The sequence below is a fragment of the Mycobacterium seoulense genome (genome assembly GCF_010731595.1).
In the GTDB taxonomy this organism is placed as follows: Bacteria; Actinomycetota; Actinomycetes; order Mycobacteriales; family Mycobacteriaceae; genus Mycobacterium; species Mycobacterium seoulense.
This window is the reverse complement of record NZ_AP022582.1, coordinates 4,759,908-4,778,577: the sequence shown is the minus strand read 5'-3', so window position 1 is coordinate 4,778,577 and position 18,670 is coordinate 4,759,908. Positions and strand designations below refer to the sequence as shown.

Here is an 18,670-nt window from a genome sequence, read left to right as displayed (position 1 = left end):
AAGTATCGCGCAGAACGGGGGCGGGAGAGCCCCGCAGAACCTATGTAGTCCTTATGAAGTTCTGATAGGAGCGCGACGGCGTGGGTCCGCGCTGGCCCTGGTACTTCGAACCTACTTGCGAACTGCCGTAAGGATGTTCGGCCGGGCTGGTCAGCCGCAGGATGCACAGCTGGCCGATCTTCATGCCGGGCCACAGCGTGATCGGCAGGTTGGCGACGTTGGACAGCTCCAGCGTGATGTGGCCGCTGAAGCCGGGATCGATGAACCCGGCCGTCGAGTGCGTCAGCAGCCCCAGCCGGCCCAGCGACGACTTGCCTTCCAGCCGGCCCGCGAGGTCCTCGGGCAGGGTGAACAGCTCCAGCGTGGAGCCGAGCACGAACTCCCCCGGGTGCAGGACGAAGGGCTCCCCGTCGACGGGTTCGACCAGCGTCGTGAGCTCGTCCTGCTGCTTGGCCGGGTCGATGTGGGTGTAGCGGGTGTTGTTGAACACCCGGAACATGCAGTCGAGGCGGACGTCGATGCTGGACGGCTGCACCAGGGTGTCGTCGTAGGGGTCGATGCCCAGCCGGCCGGCGGTGATTTCGGCCCTGAGGTCACGATCGGAGAGCAGCACGCGACGAGCCTATCCGCTGCCCGCCGTCGCGCGGTCAGTCGGCGAGATACATCTCCCGACCCGTCGGGTATCCGCCCCCGGTGGTCGTGACGTGGACGTGGTCATAGTGGCCGAGCCGGCTCGGCTGCGCTCCGCCCGGCGTGTAGTAGACGCCGCGCCAGATCGCGTCCTGGATCCCGAAGCGTTTCGCGTTCGTCATCACGTACGCGACGATCTCGTTGCCCAGGGCGATGCCGTCGGCGCTCTGCGGGTTGGGGATCATCACGTCGATGGCCAAGCCAAGGGGATGCCACGGCAGCGGATCCGGTCGCACTCCCCCCATTTCGTGGATCTGGGGGAAGTTGGCGCTGATGCTGCGCGAGACCAGGATGGTTCTGACCTGGAGGCCCTGTTCGGGCGTAAGCCCGGCGGGCAGGAACCGCGACCTTGTGTGATACCTCGATGCGGCGAGGGGCTCAGCCGCGCCCTCGCCGCGGGACACGTCCGACGCGAGCACAATCCCGATCGGCTTTGCCGCCACGATTTCTAAGCAGCATGCTGGATTGTCTCTAATAACGGGTGCGGCGTCATGGCGGGGTATGAAAGGGGAGACATCTCCCGCCGCCGCGAAGAACACCGCCGCGGGGGCCAGCATCCCTGCCAGGAGCAGCGGCGATTTCCGCCGCTTCGTGGCTAACCGGTGCCGACCCACCCAAGGCACATTACGACATGATCACGAAAGAATAAACATCGCTTTGGGAATTTGCGGCTGAGCGGCCCATTTCGCGGCGTGGGCATTTCACCGCCGGGCTTGGGTGGCGCCAGCTGGGGCCCGGCCGGTGGGGGCCTGTCCCCCCGACGGATCCGCCGCCGGATGCTAACCTTCGAAGCCGATACCGCCGATGTAGTTCAATGGCAGAACATCAGCTTCCCAAGCTGAATACGCGGGTTCGATTCCCGTCATCGGCTCCATATTCGAGCGGCCGTCACCGAGCCTGGCTTCGACGATTGGCGCTCGAAGTACGGGACATTAATTCCCCTGACCTGATGTCTCAGCTGCTGGTGCAGTCGCGCGATGGATCGTCCCCGCCGACACCTACCTGTGGATCAACCGCCCCGACGAATGCTACGGAGCCGATATTGCGCGCAGCATCGACAACATCTCGGAACGCGAGCCGGCGCCGAGCCGGCGGCGTATCCGCGCCACATGGTGTTCGACGGTCTTGGCCGAGATGAACAGCTGACGGCCAATGTCGCGGTACGGCAAGCCCAAGAGGAGCAGCTCGGCGACTTCGCGTTCGCGCGCGGACAACGGCGAGGCCGACGGCGCCTGTCGGGTCGTTTTCGGAGCGTCAGACCCGGGCTCGTCGTCGGGTGTTTCCTCCACCGCCGCGACCAGCTTGAGGTCACGGGCGAGCTGCAACATGTCCCCCGATACCCGGCCATCCGGCGTCTGCAGCGCGGCCTGACCGGCAAGGCGCGTCGCATCCCAGGTCAAACCGAATTGGGCCAGCGAGCGGGCGCCCATGGTCACCTCGTCGGCGTCGACATCGCCGGCGAGCACCCGCAGCCAGGTGCGACCGGTGCTCGCCAGCGCCTGGGCGAAGACACTCTGGGATGCCGCCGCGGTGAGGGCCTGCCCGTGCGGGGCAACGGATTCGGGTGAACCGGTCAAGATTCCGGCGTGCACGCCCGCCCAGTGCAGTGGCACCGACCATAAGACCGGGTTGCCCAGCGAGTCCAACAAACCGAACGCCAGATCAAGGTGGTGGCGCAGCCGGGCCACCTGGCGCATCCTTGCCGCGGCGACCCACAATTCACCCAAGGGCAGCAGGGTGAACAAGTCGATGGAGTACTCGGCGAGCACCTCCATCGCCGCATACCAATGCTTGTGCAGCGCGCCGGTGTCGCCGCTGCGACGCGCGATCGCGGTACGCAGCGTCGCCGCCCATAATGCGTCGCGCCGATGCAGGTCGGTGGCCGCACCCGAGCAGGCGGCGTCGGCGTCGGCGCCGGCCGACGCGAGCTGGCCGTCGCGCATCTTCGTCCAGCCGAGCAGCAGCAGGTGCCGACGCCCGAAGAACCCGTCGCCGTCGGCGCGGACGGCAGCGCGACCGATGACGCTGCGCGCCCGCACCGAATCGCCGCCGTGCAACGCGGCCAGCGTGACCAATGCGGCCGGGCTGTCGGGGATCACTTCACCCATCGACCCGCCCACGGCGATCGCCTGGCCGAGCTTCGCCACCGCCACCGGGTACGGCTCTTTCATACTCCTCAGCAGGCCTTCGGCGAGGCCGCGCGCGGCGCGTGCGGCGGCCGTCGGCGGCCCCTGTCCCGGGACCTGCAGCGCCGCGTGCGCCGCCGTGAGGTCTCCCGTCGCGGCCAGTGTGATCGCGCCGGCGGCGCTGACCACCGCGTCCGGATAGGGTCCCAGCCAGCCGAACAACTCCGCCGCCTGCCCCGCATTGCCGTCGTGGGCGGCGGCGCTGGCCGCAACCCGCACCGCGGCGGCACGTTCGGCAAGGTCCGCCGAACCGAGCAAGTCGTCGGCCAGGGCCGCCGCGCCTGCGCAGTCTCCGGTCAGGGCCAGCGCGTCGGCCAGCCGGCACGACAACCCTTCGGCGCCGGCGTCGGCCGCCGCGCGGTACAGCCGGGCGGCTCGGCCCGACCGGCCGCGAGCCCGCGTCGCCTCACGGCGCAGGATGCTCGCCAGATCGGGGTCTCGCAGTCCGTGTTCGGCGAGACGCAGCGCGAGGTCTGATGACAACGTGGACATGGCGAGCTGGGAACGCAACAGTGCGGCCTCGACCTGGTGGTGATGCGCGTTGCCGACGAGCTGGGCAACGGCGTCGTGCACCGATTGGAGGAAGCCCGGGCTGTGCGATGGCTCGATTAGCCCGCTTGCGCGCGCGCGGTCGACAAGCAGCAGCGCTTGCGTCGCCGGGATGTCCAGTGCCGCAGCGACATCGGCGGTGCCCAAACCGTGGCTCAACGACGTGATGAGCAGCGTGTCCAGCGTCGGCTCGTCGAGGCGGCGCAGCCGGTCGATCAATGCGAACTTGGCCGCCTGCATCGGGTCCTGCGCGGCCTCGGCCACTGCCCGCACCAAGAACGGCAGCCCCGCCGTGCTGTCCAGGAAGTGGTCGGCGACCGGCCGCGGACCCAACGCTAGGCGGGGCCGCTCCCGTTCGAGGGCCGTGGCCAGCGTCCGCAGCGTGGTGTGTTGCTCGCAAGGTTCGGCGGCCACCACGATCGTCGCCGCGGGATCAGCGATGCGCTCAACGAGCGCCAGCAGCTCGGCGTCGGGCAACAGTTGCGCGTCATCGATGACAACCGCCGCGTCGGGTCGGTCCCCGTCGCGCGGAGACCGCGTCAGCACCGTTATCCCGGCACCGCGCAAGGCATCCCGAACGGCGGCGAGGACGGTGGTCTTTCCCGTACCGATTCCCCCGCTGACCAGAACCTTGACCGGGGTCTGCGCGCCGTCCGCCAGCGCGTTGATGATGCGACGCGCGTCGGGGGGGAGGACCTCGGCGGAAGCCGTAATGTCCGGACTGGCCACGTTGGGGGGGCTACCCGGGCGTGGCGCGGGCGGGCGATCGGTGATCGGTGCGCACCCTGGCACCCGTGGCCGTGTCGAACAGGCGGTTCTCGGGTGGCCGGTGGCCAACGCGCGGCGAGGCGTCGGCGTCCGGCCACCAGGCTCGCGACCCGGCCCCCAACCCGAGCGACTTGCCCATAGTGCACGTCCCTGTGTCGATTCCGGTGACTGGCGTCGGCGGTCGTTGCCTACCCTAGCGCTCCCCCGACGTGCCGGTCATCATAATCCCCGTAGGCACCGTGATCCCCTAACGGGGGTATCCCCTAACGCGGCGCTCGGGCAGGGTGGGCGCACACCGATCACGGCGGCGCCGTCGGCCGATAGCATTCCGGGAAACGGCTGGTATTTGGCTGCGGGTAGGCGCTGATGGTGACGGAGCGCACGCTGGAGGCGTGTCATGGCAAATGCATTGCTTGACTTTGTGATGTCACTTGTGCGCGACCCGCAAGCCGCCGCGCGCTACGCGGCAGATCCCGCACAAGCGATCGCCGAGGCTCACCTGACCGGTGTCACCAGCGCCGATGTGAATCATTTGATCCCGATGGTGTCGGATTCGCTGTCGATGTCCACTCCGGGCGGTACCGGCGGCACCACCGAGCACGGCAATGTGTGGGCGAGCGGGGCGGCCACGGCCGCGTTCGACGCGTTCCCGGCGCATGCGCCGGTCCAAGATTCGGGGGGAACCGACGGGCACGGCCTGACCGGACACGTCATCGATCACCCGCCGGTCGGCGGCGGCGGCGAGGCCCCGGGGGCTTGGACAGATCCCAATCCGGCGCCACTCGAGCTGCATGATCCTTCGGCGACGATCGCTGCGCCCGACGAAATGCCTGATCAGCCAGTCCACGACGGCGGATTCGGGATGGACGGCCCGGTAGGATGGGATCACTCCGTGGCCGACAGCCACCCCGTCGAGAATGAGCATCACGGATTCGACCCACACTTCGGGTGATTTCGATTCGTTATCGACTTGGGCGACGACCGCAATTGTCGGCCGTTATGGTCCTGAAGTGGGCAATTGTCGTCGATGGGGGGTTATCCGACCAAGCTCCACCTTGTCCCTAACTACCCCCTAATCCCCTAACGGCATCGGCTGAGTGATCCCGCCAAGGGCGCAAACGACTGGGGGATTCGGCCCCGTTACCGGCCTGAAAAGAAGCACCTAGCTTGAGTGTCGGAACGTCGGCGTAGCACCGGCAACGGCTCAAACGAGTCACAATCGAAAGGCACTGACGTGAGCTCTCTGATCGACTACATCCTTAACCTGTTCCGCAGCGAAGACGCGGCCAGGGCTTTCGCTGCTTCCCCCCAGCAGGCGCTGAATGAGGCCGGGTTTGCTGACGTGTCCCCCGCCCAGGTCTCCTCCGTGGCGGCCAGCGCGGTGCCGGGACTGGAACTGGGTAGCGGCGACCCCATCGCTGGCCTGCAGCAAGCGGTGTCCAGTCAGTTCGGTCTCGCGGCGGCCTCAAATGTTTCTGCGGCGGCTGGCGGTGAGGCCGCTGCTGGGCTGGGCGCCGACGTGGGTGCTGGCTTGGGCGTCGGCGCCGAGTTATCCGATGCGGTGGGGCTGGGTGCTCAGGTCGGCTACGGCGTCGGCGGTGGTCTTAGCGGTGAAACCGGTGGCGGCTTTGGTGTTGGTGGTGCTGCCGGTGGTGACCTCGGTTGGCAAGGCGGCGTCGGCGGCCAGGCCGGTGCCGGCTTAGGCCTCGGTGGCGAAGCGGGCGCAGGTATTGGTGGCGGTTTTGGCGTCGGCGGTGAAGCCGGCGGCGGTTTCGGTGTCGGTGGCGGTGTCGGTGGCGATGCCGGCGCTGGTATCGGCGGTGGCTTTGGCGGCCAAGCCGGCGGTGAAGCCGGCGGCGGTTTCGGTGTCGGTGGCGGTGTCGGCGCTGGTATCGGCGGTGGCTTTGGCGGCCAAGCCGGTGCCGGTTTTGGTGCCGGTGGTGACGCCGGATGGCAAGGCGGTGTCGGCGGCCAAGCCGGCGGTGAAGCCGGCGGCGGTTTCGGTGTCGGCGGCCAAGCCGGTGGTGAAGCCGGCGGCCGTTTCGGTGTCGGTGGCGACGCCGGCGCTGGTATCGGCGGTGGCTTTGGCGGCCAAGCCGGTGGCGGATTTGGTGCCGGTGGCGACGCCGGATGGCAAGGCGGTGTCGGCGGCCAAGCCGGCGGTGAAGCCGGCGGCGGTTTCGGTGCCGGTGGCGACGCCGGCGCTGGTATCGGCGGTGGCTTTGGCGGCCAAGCCGGTGGCGGATTTGGTGCCGGTGGCGACGCCGGATGGCAAGGCGGTGTCGGCGGCCAAGCCGGCGGTGAAGCCGGCGGCGGTTTCGGTGCCGGTGGCGACGCCGGATGGCAAGGCGGTGTCGGCGGCCAAGCCGGCGGTGAAGCCGGCGGCGGTTTCGGTGCCGGTGGCGACGCCGGATGGCAAGGCGGTGTCGGCGGCCAAGCCGGCGGTGAAGCCGGCGGCGGTTTCGGTGTCGGTGGCGACGCCGGCGCTGGTATCGGCGGTGGCTTTGGCGGCCAAGCCGGTGGCGGATTTGGTGCCGGTGGTGACGCCGGATGGCAAGGCGGTGTCGGCGGCCAAGCCGGTGGCGGATTTGGTGCCGGTGGTGACGCCAGATGGCAAGGCGGTGTCGGCGGCCAAGCCGGCGGCGGATTTGGTGCCGGTGGTGACGCCAGATGGCAAGGCGGCGTCGACGGCCACGCCGGTGGCGGCCTAGGGGCCGGCGGCCAGGTCGCTGGTAGTAGTCGCGGCGAAGCAGGTGGGCGTGCCGCCGGCGGCTTTGGCGGGCAGGGTGGAGCTGGCGGCCAGGCTGGATCTCGCGGTCAGGTCGGAGCTGGTGGTCAGGCGGGCGCTGAGGGTGACTCTGGCGGTGGCTTCGGCGGCCGCGTTGGCGGCGGCTTCGGCGGACAAGCCGGCGGCGGCATCGGCGGACAGGCCGGCGGCGGCATCGGCGGTCAGGCCAGCGGCCTGGGGTCTGGCGGAGCTCAGCTCGGCACCTCGTCGGGCGGCGTCGGTGTAGGCGGCCAGGTCGGAACTGGCGCAGCCGGAGGCGCGACGCTCGGCACCAGCGGTGGCGCGTTCGGGTCGGCTGGCGGCTCCACGGTTGGCGGTGTCGGCGGGGCTACTGCCCTCGGCGGTGCCGCCGGTGCTCAGGCGGCAGCCAGCTCGTTAGGCAATGCCGGCCTGGGTGCCCAAGCCAGCGCTGCCGGAAACGCGGCACTCGCGGCCAACGCCGGCGGTCACGCCAGTTTCCTGGGCAACGAAAGCGCAGCGCTGGGCGGTGCCGCGCAGCCGACCGGCGCACAAGGCGGAGTCGCCGCGGGCGGCCAAGCCGGCGGTGGCGCAGCGACCGGATCCGGCGCTGGCGCACACGGCACCATGCTCACTAGCGAAGGCGCCGCGCTGGGTGGCAACGCCAGCGCTCAGCCGACGACGCCCCCCGAAACCGGCATGTCAGGTCACGTCGCGGCCGGCGGTGGCGCGGCGGTCGGCGCCGGCGGCGACGCGCAGGGCAACATCCTCAGCCACGAGGGCGCTGCGCTCGGCGGCGGTACCACCGGCGGCGGCGCGGGCACCAGCCACGTCTCCGCGGGCCAAAGCGGCGTCATACACGACAGCAGCTCCGCCGCCACGGCCGGTGGCCACGCGGCCGCCGCGGGCGGCAGCTCCGCTGTCATTCAGAGTCCCAGCACGCCCGCGCACGCGGATCCGACGGCGGCCGCCGGCCAAAGCGCGGCCTTGGTGGACGCACACTCGGCCCTGCAGGGCACGTCGGCGCTCGCCGACCCGTCCGGCCACACGGCGTTCGACGCGTCGGGCCAGTCGGCCGCCGACGCCTCAAGTCACTCGGTGTTCGACCACAACAGCTACGACCCGGCGGCATCGCACACGCCGGTCCAAAGCGACCCGATGACGCACCACCCGGTGGACCCGCACACCGGGTTCTGATCAGACGCACCGCCGCCAACCGGCGGGGACCTTGCGGGGCTCCCGCCGGTCGGTGGGCATACGGTGTTTCGGAGTTCAACGCAGAAGGTAGGGCGACCCGGTGACCCAGCCCGATGACCCGCGCCGGGTCAACGTGATCGTCGAACTGATCGATCACACCAGCACGATCGCCGGCCTCAACGGCCGCGGCGACCTGAGCCAGCGGCTCGCGTGGGCCCGCGAACGCATCACCGACCCCCACATCCGGGTGGTGATCGCCGGCCAGCTCAAGCAGGGCAAAAGCCAGCTGCTCAACTCGCTGCTCAACATGCCCGTCGCGCGCGTCGGTGACGACGAGGCCACGGTGCTGGTCACCGTCGTCGCCTACGGCGACCCGCCGTCGGCTCGGATCGTCCTGGCGGGCCCCAACGGCGAACCGGAAACCGCTGAGCTCCCGGTCGCCGAGCTGCAAACGGACCTGCGTCAGGCTCCGCAGGCCGCCGGCCGCGACGTGCTCCGGGTGGAGGTCGGCGCGCCCAGCCCGATGCTGCAAGGGGGGCTCACCTTCATCGACACACCCGGTGTGGGCGGTCACGGTCAGCCGCACCTGTCGGCGACGCTGGGATTATTACCCGATGCCGACGCGATCCTGATGGTCAGCGACACCAGCCAGGAATTGACCGAGCCGGAAATGCGGTTCGTGCAGCAGGCCTATCAAATTTGTTCGGTCGGGGTGCTGCTGGCCACCAAGACCGACCTGTATCCGCATTGGCGCGAGATCGTCAACGCCAACATCGGACACCTGCAGCGCGCCCGGGTACCGATGCCGGTGCTTCCGGTGTCGTCGCTGTTGCGCAGCCACGCCATCACGCTCAACGACAAGGAACTCAACGACGAGTCCAACTTCCCGGCGATCGTCAAGTTCCTCAGTGAGGACGTGCTGGGCCGCCGCAAGGACCAGCTCCGAGACCAGGTTCTGGATGAAATCCGCTCGGCGGCAGAGCATTTGACGCTCGCGGTGCGCTCTGAGCTGGCCGCGCTCAGCGACGCCGACGTCGGTGGGCGGCTCACCGAGGACCTGGAACAACGCAAACGCGAGGCCGAGGACGCGCTGCAGCAGACGGCGTTGTGGCAGCAGTTGCTCAACGACGGGATCACCGACCTGACCGGCGACGTGGACCACGATCTGCGGGCACGCTTCCGGGAAATCACCGAGCACGCCGAGCGGGTGATCGACTCGTGCGACCCGACCCGGCACTGGGCCGAGATCGGGGTGGACGTGGAGAACGCCGTCGCCACCGCCGTCGGCGACAATTTCGTCTGGGCCTACCAGCGCGCCAAAGCCCTTGCCCAGGAAGTGGCCCGCGTGTTCGTCGAGGCGGGGCTGGGCGCGGTCGCCATGCCCGAGCTCAGCGCGCACGCCATGGGTGCGGAGTTCGGTCAGCTCAAGTCGCTGGCCCGGCTGGAGTCCAAGCCCATGGGCAAAGGCCACAAGGTGGTGACGGGGATGCGCGGCTCCTACGGCGGCATGGTGATGGTCGGCATGTTGTCCTCGGTCGCCGGGCTGGGTCTGTTCAACCCGCTGTCGGTGGGGGCCGGGCTGGTGATGGGCCGCATGGCATACAAGGAAGACAGGGAGAACCGGCTGCTGCGGGCCCGCAACGAGGCCAAAACCAACCTGCGGCGTTTCGTCGACGATGTGTCCTTCGTGGTCGGCAAGGAGTCGCGCGACCGGCTCAAGACGATCCAACGTCAACTGCGCGACCATTACCGCGGCATCGCCAACCAGGCCACCCGCTCGCTCAACGAATCGCTGCAGGCGACCATCGCCGCCGCGCGGTTAGAGGAAACCGAGCGTGACAACCGAATCCGGGAGCTGGAGCGGCAGTTGAACATCCTGACCCAGGTCACCGACAACGTCGATAAGCTCGCGCCCCAGGTGACACGGGTGTGAGCACCAGCGAGCAGGTCCGCGCCATCCTGGGCGGAACCATTCGCGCCTACCAGGCGGAGCCGGCCTACCGCGAGCGGCCCGACGTCTTCCACGAATTGCAGCGCATCGCCGACCGGCTCAACGAACCGATGCGCATCGCACTGGCCGGGACCCTCAAGGCTGGTAAGTCCACCCTGGTCAACGCGCTGGTCGGGGAAACCGTCGCGCCAACGGATGCCACCGAGGCCACCCGAATCGTCACCTGGTTTCGGCACGGCCTGGCACCGAAGGTCATTGCCAACCATCGTGGGGGGCGTCGTTCTCATGTGCCGATCATGCGCGACGGCGGACTCGGCTTCGACCTGAGCAGGCTGAACCCTGACGAACTGGTTGACCTCGACGTTCAATGGCCCGCCGACGAGCTGATCGCCACCACGATCATCGACACGCCGGGGACCTCGTCGCTGGCGCGTGACGTCTCCGCGCGCACGCTGCGGCTGCTGGTACCCGAGGACGGGATGCCGCGGGTGGACGCGGTGGTGTTCTTGCTGCGCACCCTCAACGCCGCCGACATCGCGCTCCTCAAACAGATCGGTGACCTCGTCGGCGGGGCGGCCGGGGCGCTGGGCATCATCGGTGTGGCGTCGCGGGCCGACGAGATCGGCGCCGGGCGGCTCGACGCCATGCTCTCGGCCGAAGACGTGGCCAAGAGGTTCACCCGCGAGTTGAGCCAGACGGGCGTCTGCCAGGCGGTGGTGCCGGTCTCGGGGCTGCTGGCGCTGACCGCCCGCACGCTGCGCCAGTCGGAGTTCGGCGCGCTGCAAAAACTCGCCGGTGTCGATGCCGCCGAGCTGCACAAGGCCATGCTCAGCGCGGACCGCTTCGTCCGTCCCGACAGCCCGTTGCCGGTGGACGCCGCGACGCGGGCCCGGCTGCTCGACCGGTTCGGCATGTTCGGCATCCGGATCTCGATCGCGGTGCTCAAGGCCGGCGTCACCGACGCGGCGGGGCTGGCCGATGAGTTGCTCGAACGCAGCGGGCTGGTCGCGTTGCGCAACGTGATCGATCAGCAGTTCGCGCAGCGCTCCGACATGCTCAAGGCGCACACCGCGCTGGTGTCGTTGCGCCGATTCGTGGAGGCATACCCGATCGCGGGCACTCCCCGCATCCTCGCCGACATCGATCCGTTGCTGGCCGACACCCACGCGTTCGAGGAGCTGCGCCTGCTGAGCCAACTGCATTCGCGCGCGACGGCGTTGCACGACGAAGAGCTTGCGTCGCTGCGGCGCCTCATCGGCGGTTCGGGTACCGACGCGGCCAGCCGGTTGGGGCTGGCCCCCGAGGCGCACCACGACGCGCCGCGCGCCGCCTTCGCCGCGGCCCAACGCTGGCGCCGCCGCGCCGAGCACCCACTCAACGACCCATTCACCACCAGGGTGTGCCGCGCGGCGGTGCGAAGCGCCGAAGCCATGGTGGCGGCGTTCGCCGCGCCCAACGGCGGGGCGTGGCCGCCTTCACGAAGGTGAGTCGGGGGACAGCGCTGGCCTGCTATAGGTTGGCTGCCGATAGATTGTCGTGGCCGCGCATTCGCACGCCGGCGGACACCTGAATTGGACGATATGTCGACGGAAGCAAGACGAGCGCTGGGGCTGTCGGCGGGGACCGCCAACCTGGTAGCCATAACGGCCGATCGGGCGGTGACCCGGACGTCGGTGCTGACGCTGTACCAGCATCGCCCTGCGGAAGTGGGCGTGCCCGCGGAGAATCCCAACCTGGACGGACCCGGTTTGGTGGTCACCGACTTCGTCGACCGGGTGGGAGACGCGGTCGGGATCGTGGCCGCCGACGGCACCACGCATCGCGGCGAGGCGTTGCTGGCGGACGCGTTGCGTGCCCTCGCCTACGCCGCGACCGCCGGGCGCCCGCTGCCGGAGGCGACGGCGGTGGCCTACCCCGCGCACTGGCGGCCCGCCGCGGTGGACGCGTTGCGCACGGCGTTGAGCCGGGTGCCCGAATGGTCGGGCGGTTCGGGATCCCTGTCGCTGATCTCGGATGCCGAAGGGGCGCTGACCGCCCTGCAGACCAACCCGGGTCTGCCCATCCGCGGGATCGTCGCGGTGTGCGACTTCGGCGCCAGCGGAACCAGCATCACCCTTGCCGATGCCACCAATGGCTACGAGCCCATCGGTGCCACGGTGCGCCACACCGATTTCTCCGGGGAACTGATCGACCAAGCCCTGCTGGCCCACATCGTGGCGGACTTGTCCTCGGCGGGCTCCATCGACGTCTCGGCCACGTCGGCAATCGGATCGCTGACCCGACTGCGGGCCGAATGCCGGGCGGCCAAGCAGCGCCTCTCGGCCAGTACCGCGACCACGCTGCCCGCCGAGCTGCCGGGCTTCCGCGGGGATATCCGGCTCACCAGGACCGAACTCAACGAAGCGATCAATCAGCCACTGGACCAGTTCGTCCATGTCCTACAAGACACCTTGGCGCGCAACGGAATCCGCGCCACCGATCTGGTTGCCATCGCCTCGGTGGGCGGTGGAGCGGCGATCCCGGAAATCACCACCAGGCTGTCCGAGCACTTTCGGGCGCCGGTCATCACGTCACCGCGGCCGCAGCTGGCGGCCGCCACCGGCGCGGCGCTGCGGGCCGCGCGCGGGCCGGCAGACGACAGCGCAACGAAAATGGCCGTCGCGGCATCCGTGGCTGCCCCACCGCCGCTCGCGGAACCAACGCTGGCCGACGTGGCGCCGGGGTCAACGGCCATGCCGGCCCTCGCGTGGTCTGAGGCCGGCGACGAATCGGGGATGATGCCGCTGGCCACCGACGGGCCTCGGGGCTGGGCCGACGATGATGCCCCGGGCCCGTCCCCCGCGCCGCCGTTTCAGTTCGGCGACGAGACCGGTTACGCCCGGCCGGACTTGAGGTTCGAGCAACAACCCGTTCCCGAAAACGACCGGCCAGCCGAGGTCGCCTGGTATCGGCGACCATTGGTGATGATCCTCGGTGCGGCCGCGGCGGTGCTAGCCGTCAGCGCCGTGATCATGCTGGCTTTGAGCCACGGGTCGACCGGCACACCGGCCACGCCGACACCCGGCGTCGCCACCACATCGCAGCCGTCACCATCGCCTTCCCCGGTGCAGACAACCCCGGCCCCGGCGCAGCAGGCCCCCGTGCAGACCAGCACGGCCGCACCGGCTGCCCCGCCGCCGACGAGCACTCAGCCGGCGCCGACCACCACCGAACCGCCAGCGACCACCACGGAACCGCCGCCGACGAGCGCCCCGTCAACGGCCACGACGTCGCCGCCGGCACCGCCACCACCGTCGTCTACGGACAATCCGCCGACATCGGTTCAGGTACCACAGATTCCGCGCATACCACGGATCCCTGCGATCCCGACCATCCCGCCCATCCCGTAGGCCTTAGGCGTACTTCACTGGTGGAAGCACAAACCGCAAAACACTCCCCACGAAGGCAGCAGACCCATCGGGGCAACGGGATCGCTCGATGGCGTTCGAGTCACTCCTCAGTCATAAGAGGACACATCCCAGTTTCGAAATGCCCCGAGCGCCCGGCGCGCTTTGGCCGTCAATACGCCTGATTCGTGTGATGTCGTGCTGCAGAGCAATTCGTACTCAAGCTACGTCGGGGGGCACAGATCACGCAGGGCGTAATTGACGACGTCGTCTGCCTGCCGAGGGGTGAGCCCACTCCCTCCTTGCCTGCCGTCGGAGCGTTGCAACGCCAGTCCCTCCAGCTGGGAGGGAGGAGCGCCCCACGATAGCTGCTGACAAAGGTCCAGGCCCGCCTGCAACAGCGCCGCATCACCACCCGACACGGCGTGGATCCCGTCCTTGTGCATGTCACTGATGAAGCCAGTTGCGTCCGCCGCCGCCGGGCTGGCCCAGAAGACTCCGGCCAGAAGTGGGCCAACTGCGAGCGCTAGGCCGATGGAACGCCCACAAAGACTCGGTGACCCGAACATATCTTCTCCTCGGTCTGTCGACCGGTCAGCTCATGTTGATTACCATTTGACCACTAAAGGCTCCCTGTTGACCAAAAATATCCTGGGAATGAACTGGCGAAACTATGTACGGCGCAGAGGAACTCGGCTACGAGAGCCCTCGCGGTGACCGACCGATGATTGCCTGAAGCGTTGGCGCCCGGGCAGACCGGGCACGTAGACGCCGTAGTCGACTTCACCGTCGTCGTTGTCGGACGCACCGAGGTGCTCGAACGTTCTTTCCTTACAACGGCATTGGCTCGCCGCCGGCGCTAACAGCGGGATAGGTCGCGACCCGGTGTGCGGGATCCGGCAGTTCACAACGGCGGCTACAGCTGCAGGTACCGGATCCCGAACGGCCGGTGCGGGTCCGCGCGCCGGGCGTACACGAAGTGCGTTACCCGGGAGATCCGCATCCACGCCGAAATCTCCTACATAGCAGCTCTTTTGGCGACGCCGACGTGTCACCCATCACTGCTTCTCCAGGCCCTCAACCGTCGTACTGGCCGGCAGCATGGAAGCCAGGCAACTGACAGGCCGTGACCAACCGGACGGGTGCCCCGACCCACCCTGTGCACACGGGCGCCGAAACAGTTTCGTTCAGCGTGCCTGTCATCCACGCATGCGGTACTGACAGTATGCCGACCGGGATCCCGCAACCCAGGCTCGCGCTCACCCGGTCGTCGTTGCGGTCAACCGGATTTGGCAAAAGTGACTGGAGCGCGGCTGCTTTGTTCATGGTATTCAAGTGGCTGATCGCGAAATCCGAAGGCGCAGAAAGTGAACCCAGCTTTGACAGCGACGACGTCACCGGTGCGAGAGATGCCTCCAAGGTGGCCCGGGGTGATGACGACAGCTCCAGGAGCGTTTCGGGAATCGCTGACATCACCTGGCAGCCCGTTGATATGACCTCCGGTGCAGACTCTAGGGCCCAGGTGGTTGACGTCGTGCCCGGCTCGCCCGGCGGCGAGGTGAACGGCGCCAGCGCCACCGCATCGGTCGAGGCGTCGGCGTAGGCGTGCATCGCGTGGGCGTCGCACAGCCACATCTCTTCGTATTCGGCGTCGAGGCCCGCGATCACCGGGCTGACCTGCGCCAGAACGTTTTCCGTTGCCAACGACTTCTGGCGGGCGCGGTTGCCGGCGATCAGCGGTGGGGGCGCCATCGCCGTCAGGGCCGCCTGATGGGCATTGACTGCCGCCGCAAGCTGGATGCCCGCGAGCTCACTGCGTGCGGCGACACCGTCAATCCAGGCGATGTACGGTGCCGCGGCTTCGGTCATCGCCGTCGGCCCTCCGTGTTCTGCCACCACCGTCGCCAGCACAGCCCGATAATCAGCCGCGGCGGCACATAACCGTGCGGCCAATTGGCCCCAGGCCGTGGCCGCCTCTCTCATCGATCCCGCGCCGGGACCCGAATACATCAGGCCGGAGTTGATTTCCGGCGGTAGCGCCGCGAAATCCATTACAACCACCGCCCCAGTTCAGCGGTATGAGTCGCGTTCGACAACATAAGGACTACTTCTTTCAAGAGATAGACACAGCGGTCAGAGGTGTTAGCGCGCTTAGTGTCAGGGAGATGCATGGCGCGGACGCCTGGTCTGGAAGCATGGCCGACGCACGCAGCCTTCCCCCGGCCCAGCGACACCCACGTCGTCGAGGCGCTGGGTTGTCAGCAGCGGAGGATGCAGAGCAGGGTGGGGGTATCTCGGTTGGCCGGGGTGGCCGCCGAGGCGGCCCCGGCGGCGGCGCCCGGCGCAGACGCCGGGGCGGCAAACGATGCCGGCAACGCCAGCCAGTCCGAATGGGGCGACAGCGCAGTCCAATTGGTCGGCACAGCGCGTGGCATCCACATGCTGAGGAACGTCTTGTTTTTCGTCGGCGCAACGCCGGTGCCGAGACGATGCCCGGGTTGGCTGTGGGATCGGGCGGCAGCAATGTCTGGACGCTGCCCGACATGTGCTGGCAGATGGTGGGTTACGTGAGTCCACGCCGCGGGCTCGGGCAGGGTCGACGCGGCCAACCGAGGACGCAACGAGGATCCTGCGACCAGCGCAACGAACACGCTCAGCGCGGCGATAATCGCGATGGCCGACCGCCACCGCGGAGTCATACCAGCGCCTCGCAATTTCACAATGATCAAAATGTACGGCTCACAACCACGTGAACGATCGGAGCTAGCTGTGAAATCAATCCGAGTCTGGTGTGTGCCACCGGCGGGCGGGGCTTGCGACCAGTGTGCTAGCCGAGGTCGGCGTTAGTGGACCCGCTCATGCACGGTTCTCGGGCTGGTGCTCAACGAACGAGCGAAGGTGGCGACGTGTCTGGTGGTCTTCCGCCCCGGCCTCGCCGTCGCTGTGCCTTCCTCGCGTGTAATCGCTTTGCCACGGCGCACGCTCGTCAGCGGTGTCCGCCGGCACCTGTTCGCGCCCCAGCGCGCCACGCGAGCCCAGGAAGAATTCGTGCTTGGCGTACAGTTCTGCGTCGGACTCGATGCGTCTGAGTTCGGGGGCGAATTCTTCCAGCTCGGCCCGGCGCTGGGGAACGATCATGCAGATCGGCTCGTCGACCTCGAAACGCACCGGCATGAATTCGCGGGTGAATTTCCAGTTGATGCTGAAGCTCGAGGATGACCAGTCGGTTTCGACGATGCCTTCCAGCGGACAGATAGCGTCTTTCGGATAGTTCGCCGGCCCGCGGACCAATAGGTTGTAGCCCGGCGGTGTACGAAACAGTATCGCCAGATGCCAGGTCAAGATCCCGTAGCCGAAGTGGCTGGAGGGCAGGAACTGACCGCTTTGGCGCGTGTCGGGAGCAATCGACAGACTGCTGCGGTCATCCCCGCCCATCCACGTCGCGGTGAACGCGCTGCGGTTGCGCACCTCCCAGCCGCTTTGATTGGCGATCAGCATTGGCAAACACCGGTGCGGCCGCCCTTGACGCATCTCCGACATCCACCTCCGGCTGATCGGTGCGGGGCTGATCGGCGGCGCGATGTCATGGGTGATGTACCCGATCAGAGGGCGGGCACGCCCTTCGGATTTCTGATTCATCAAATCCTCACTTCACAGACCTAATCTCGGCCCTACGGACGTCTCCGACGCACTGTCGCGGCCACCCGTGGCTCCGCGACGGTATCTGGGCTCCACCGCGTGGTGCGGATCCGTGGGCGAAGCCACGGGAAGGTGCGCGGAGATGAAAACGGTTGGCATTACCTCGGTGTCGCGAACCACCCGCCCGTAGTGACGCAGTAAGTCCTCGAGACTTAGGGCCGATGTTTCCCAACCCTGTTGGTCCAGCCAGCCGGTGATTTCGTCGGCACACCACTGACCCGTCACGCCCGCGGCTTCGGTGCCCCGCAGCCCGGCCGCCGGAGCCTGCGTGTCACTGCTCGGGGCGTTGAGAGCGAACCGACTGGCTGCGGAACTGAGCGCATGCACCCGGTCAAACAAAAGATCATGGGTCCGCGCCGGCAGATAATGGAGTAGCCCCTCAGCCAACCAGGCGGTGGGCTGCGAAGCGTCAAACCCACTCTCCTGCAATGCCATTGACCAGTCGTCCCGAAGATCCATCGGTACGCCGACCACGTTTGCCGTAGGGGTCGCACCGTTCCGCCGCAACGCGGCGTACTTGAACTCCAGCACCGTTGGCTGATCGAGCTCATACACGGTGGTGCCCTCGGGCCACGGCAACCGCCACGCGCGTGAGTCCAGGCCGGCGGCCAGATTGACTATCTGCCGAATCCCGGCCCGCCCGGCGTCCAGGAAGAACTCATCGAGAAACGCTGTCCGAACGGCCGTGAAGCCGATCAGCGCGCGCACCATCGGCTCGAGACCCGGCTCTGCGGCGCTGAGCTCGGCCAACAGCTTGGGGCTTGCCATGACGTTCCACACTCCGATACCCGCCGCGTCCACAAATACCTGCGCGAACGGATCTTGGATGATGGGGTTGTCGCCGGCGGTTTCTGCGGCACGCGCTGCGGCGATTCCCAGCGCGGTCGCCCCTACCCGCTCGGCGACATCCGATGAAGCGCCGTGGATTTGCGGCATCGTCGCCACCTTCCTGCCGTTCGCCAATCCAGTTCCGGACAGTACACGTCGACCGCTCGCGGACTCATCTGCCCCGAAAAACACTGCAGCTCAACCACGTCGGCGGGTGCGCATGACGATGCGCCGGCGGAGAAGAAGATCTGCGTGTCAGCCGGCGAAGCCTCCGCCATGAAGTCGGGCCCATACCCGAGACGGTTCAGCGTGTCGATAGACCGTCGCGGAGCTGCACCTAACTGGCAGCGGACTACCTGGGCATTCACAGTCCTTCGCCAACTTCCGTTCACGCTTCTGTCAGCTTGTGTTCACGCCTTACGGGTTACATTTGCGCCACTGTGGAGCTTCGGGGATGTGACATGACTCCGCGGTGGCGGTCGGCCATCGCGATTATCGCCGCGCTGAGCGTGTTCATTGCGCTGGTCGCAGGATCCTCGTTGCGTCCTCGGCTGGCAGCGTCGACCCTGCCCGAGCCCGCGGCGTGGACTCACGTAACCCGCCATCTGCCAGCACATGTCGGGCAGCGTTCAGACATTGCTGCCGCCCGATCCCACAGCCAACCCGGGCA

The 18,670-nt window shown here is 68.2% G+C and carries 16 protein-coding genes, 1 tRNA gene and 1 pseudogene; 9 read left to right on the top strand and 9 right to left on the bottom strand.

What is annotated here, in order from left to right:
• Positions 1–40: 40 nt before the first annotated feature.
• Positions 41–613, bottom strand: coding sequence for a dCTP deaminase (dcd, locus tag G6N37_RS22140; protein WP_163683547.1), 573 nt, complete (start codon positions 611–613; stop codon positions 41–43).
• A 34-nt stretch (positions 614–647) separates the two neighbouring features.
• Positions 648–1,304 (bottom strand): hypothetical protein, encoded by a 657-nt coding sequence (locus tag G6N37_RS22135; protein WP_174813868.1) that lies wholly within the window; start codon positions 1,302–1,304, stop codon positions 648–650.
• A gap of 186 nt (positions 1,305–1,490) precedes the next feature.
• Between G6N37_RS22135 and G6N37_RS22130 the strand changes: the two genes are divergently transcribed.
• Positions 1,491–1,564: transfer RNA gene (locus G6N37_RS22130), tRNA-Gly, on the top strand.
• Positions 1,565–1,718: 154 nt separating this feature from the next.
• Here G6N37_RS22130 and iniR read toward each other — a convergent pair.
• Positions 1,719–4,154, bottom strand: coding sequence for an isoniazid response ATPase/transcriptional regulator IniR (gene iniR, locus G6N37_RS22125; RefSeq protein ID WP_232075144.1), 2,436 nt, complete (start codon positions 4,152–4,154; stop codon positions 1,719–1,721).
• Positions 4,155–4,590: 436 nt separating this feature from the next.
• On the opposite strand from iniR, the gene G6N37_RS22120 reads away from it, so the two are divergent.
• The 3 genes and pseudogenes from G6N37_RS22120 to G6N37_RS26390 all read left to right on the top strand — a co-directional run bounded on the left by G6N37_RS22120 (position 4,591) and on the right by G6N37_RS26390 (position 5,896).
• On the top strand, positions 4,591–5,145 hold the full coding sequence (locus G6N37_RS22120; protein ID WP_163683546.1) for an Rv0340 family IniB-related protein: 555 nt from the start codon (positions 4,591–4,593) through the stop codon (positions 5,143–5,145).
• A gap of 219 nt (positions 5,146–5,364) precedes the next feature.
• Positions 5,365–5,568 (top strand): annotated as a pseudogene (locus G6N37_RS26700) (IniB N-terminal domain-containing protein); the annotation flags it as partial.
• Positions 5,569–5,662: 94 nt separating this feature from the next.
• Complete coding sequence (locus G6N37_RS26390; RefSeq protein WP_163683545.1) at positions 5,663–5,896, top strand: hypothetical protein; 234 nt, start codon at positions 5,663–5,665, stop codon at positions 5,894–5,896.
• On the opposite strand, the gene G6N37_RS26385 is transcribed toward G6N37_RS26390, so the two are convergent.
• Positions 5,893–6,210 (bottom strand): hypothetical protein, encoded by a 318-nt coding sequence (locus G6N37_RS26385; protein ID WP_163683544.1) that lies wholly within the window; start codon positions 6,208–6,210, stop codon positions 5,893–5,895. The genes G6N37_RS26390 and G6N37_RS26385 overlap by 4 nt on opposite strands.
• Between G6N37_RS26385 and G6N37_RS26380 the strand changes: the two genes are divergently transcribed.
• Complete coding sequence (locus tag G6N37_RS26380) at positions 6,197–6,904, top strand: hypothetical protein (RefSeq protein WP_163683543.1); 708 nt, start codon at positions 6,197–6,199, stop codon at positions 6,902–6,904. The genes G6N37_RS26385 and G6N37_RS26380 overlap by 14 nt on opposite strands.
• On the opposite strand, the gene G6N37_RS26375 is transcribed toward G6N37_RS26380, so the two are convergent.
• Complete coding sequence (locus G6N37_RS26375) at positions 6,901–7,098, bottom strand: hypothetical protein (protein WP_163683542.1); 198 nt, start codon at positions 7,096–7,098, stop codon at positions 6,901–6,903. The genes G6N37_RS26380 and G6N37_RS26375 overlap by 4 nt on opposite strands.
• Before the next feature lie 468 nt (positions 7,099–7,566).
• On the opposite strand from G6N37_RS26375, the gene G6N37_RS26490 reads away from it, so the two are divergent.
• The 4 genes from G6N37_RS26490 to G6N37_RS22080 all read left to right on the top strand — a co-directional run bounded on the left by G6N37_RS26490 (position 7,567) and on the right by G6N37_RS22080 (position 13,476).
• Positions 7,567–8,136 carry a hypothetical protein gene (locus tag G6N37_RS26490; RefSeq protein ID WP_163683541.1) on the top strand — a complete coding sequence of 190 codons (570 nt, stop codon included), beginning with the start codon at positions 7,567–7,569 and terminating at the stop codon, positions 8,134–8,136.
• 100 nt (positions 8,137–8,236) lie between these two features.
• Positions 8,237–10,069 (top strand): dynamin family protein, encoded by a 1,833-nt coding sequence (locus tag G6N37_RS22090; protein ID WP_163683540.1) that lies wholly within the window; start codon positions 8,237–8,239, stop codon positions 10,067–10,069.
• The gene (locus G6N37_RS22085) at positions 10,066–11,574 is read left to right on the top strand and encodes a dynamin family protein (RefSeq protein WP_163683539.1); all 1,509 of its coding nucleotides are present in this window, start codon (positions 10,066–10,068) and stop codon (positions 11,572–11,574) included. The genes G6N37_RS22090 and G6N37_RS22085 overlap by 4 nt, the downstream gene beginning before the upstream one ends.
• 93 nt (positions 11,575–11,667) lie before the next feature.
• Positions 11,668–13,476: an Hsp70 family protein gene (locus G6N37_RS22080; RefSeq protein WP_163683538.1), complete on the top strand. Its 1,809-nt coding sequence runs from the start codon at positions 11,668–11,670 to the stop codon at positions 13,474–13,476.
• Between the two features lie 221 nt (positions 13,477–13,697).
• Here the strand turns inward: G6N37_RS22080 and G6N37_RS22075 are convergent, their stop codons facing one another.
• The 4 genes from G6N37_RS22075 to G6N37_RS22060 form a co-directional block, all read right to left on the bottom strand.
• Entirely contained in the window at positions 13,698–14,042 is a 345-nt protein-coding gene (locus G6N37_RS22075; protein WP_163683537.1) for a DUF732 domain-containing protein, read from the bottom strand.
• A gap of 508 nt (positions 14,043–14,550) precedes the next feature.
• Complete coding sequence (locus G6N37_RS22070; RefSeq protein WP_163683536.1) at positions 14,551–15,525, bottom strand: PPE family protein; 975 nt, start codon at positions 15,523–15,525, stop codon at positions 14,551–14,553.
• Positions 15,526–16,329: 804 nt separating this feature from the next.
• The gene (locus G6N37_RS22065; protein WP_163683535.1) at positions 16,330–17,112 is read right to left on the bottom strand and encodes a DUF6065 family protein; all 783 of its coding nucleotides are present in this window, start codon (positions 17,110–17,112) and stop codon (positions 16,330–16,332) included.
• 12 nt (positions 17,113–17,124) lie between these two features.
• Positions 17,125–18,108: an SAM-dependent methyltransferase gene (locus G6N37_RS22060; protein ID WP_163683534.1), complete on the bottom strand. Its 984-nt coding sequence runs from the start codon at positions 18,106–18,108 to the stop codon at positions 17,125–17,127.
• Between the last annotated feature and the right edge of the window lie 562 nt (positions 18,109–18,670).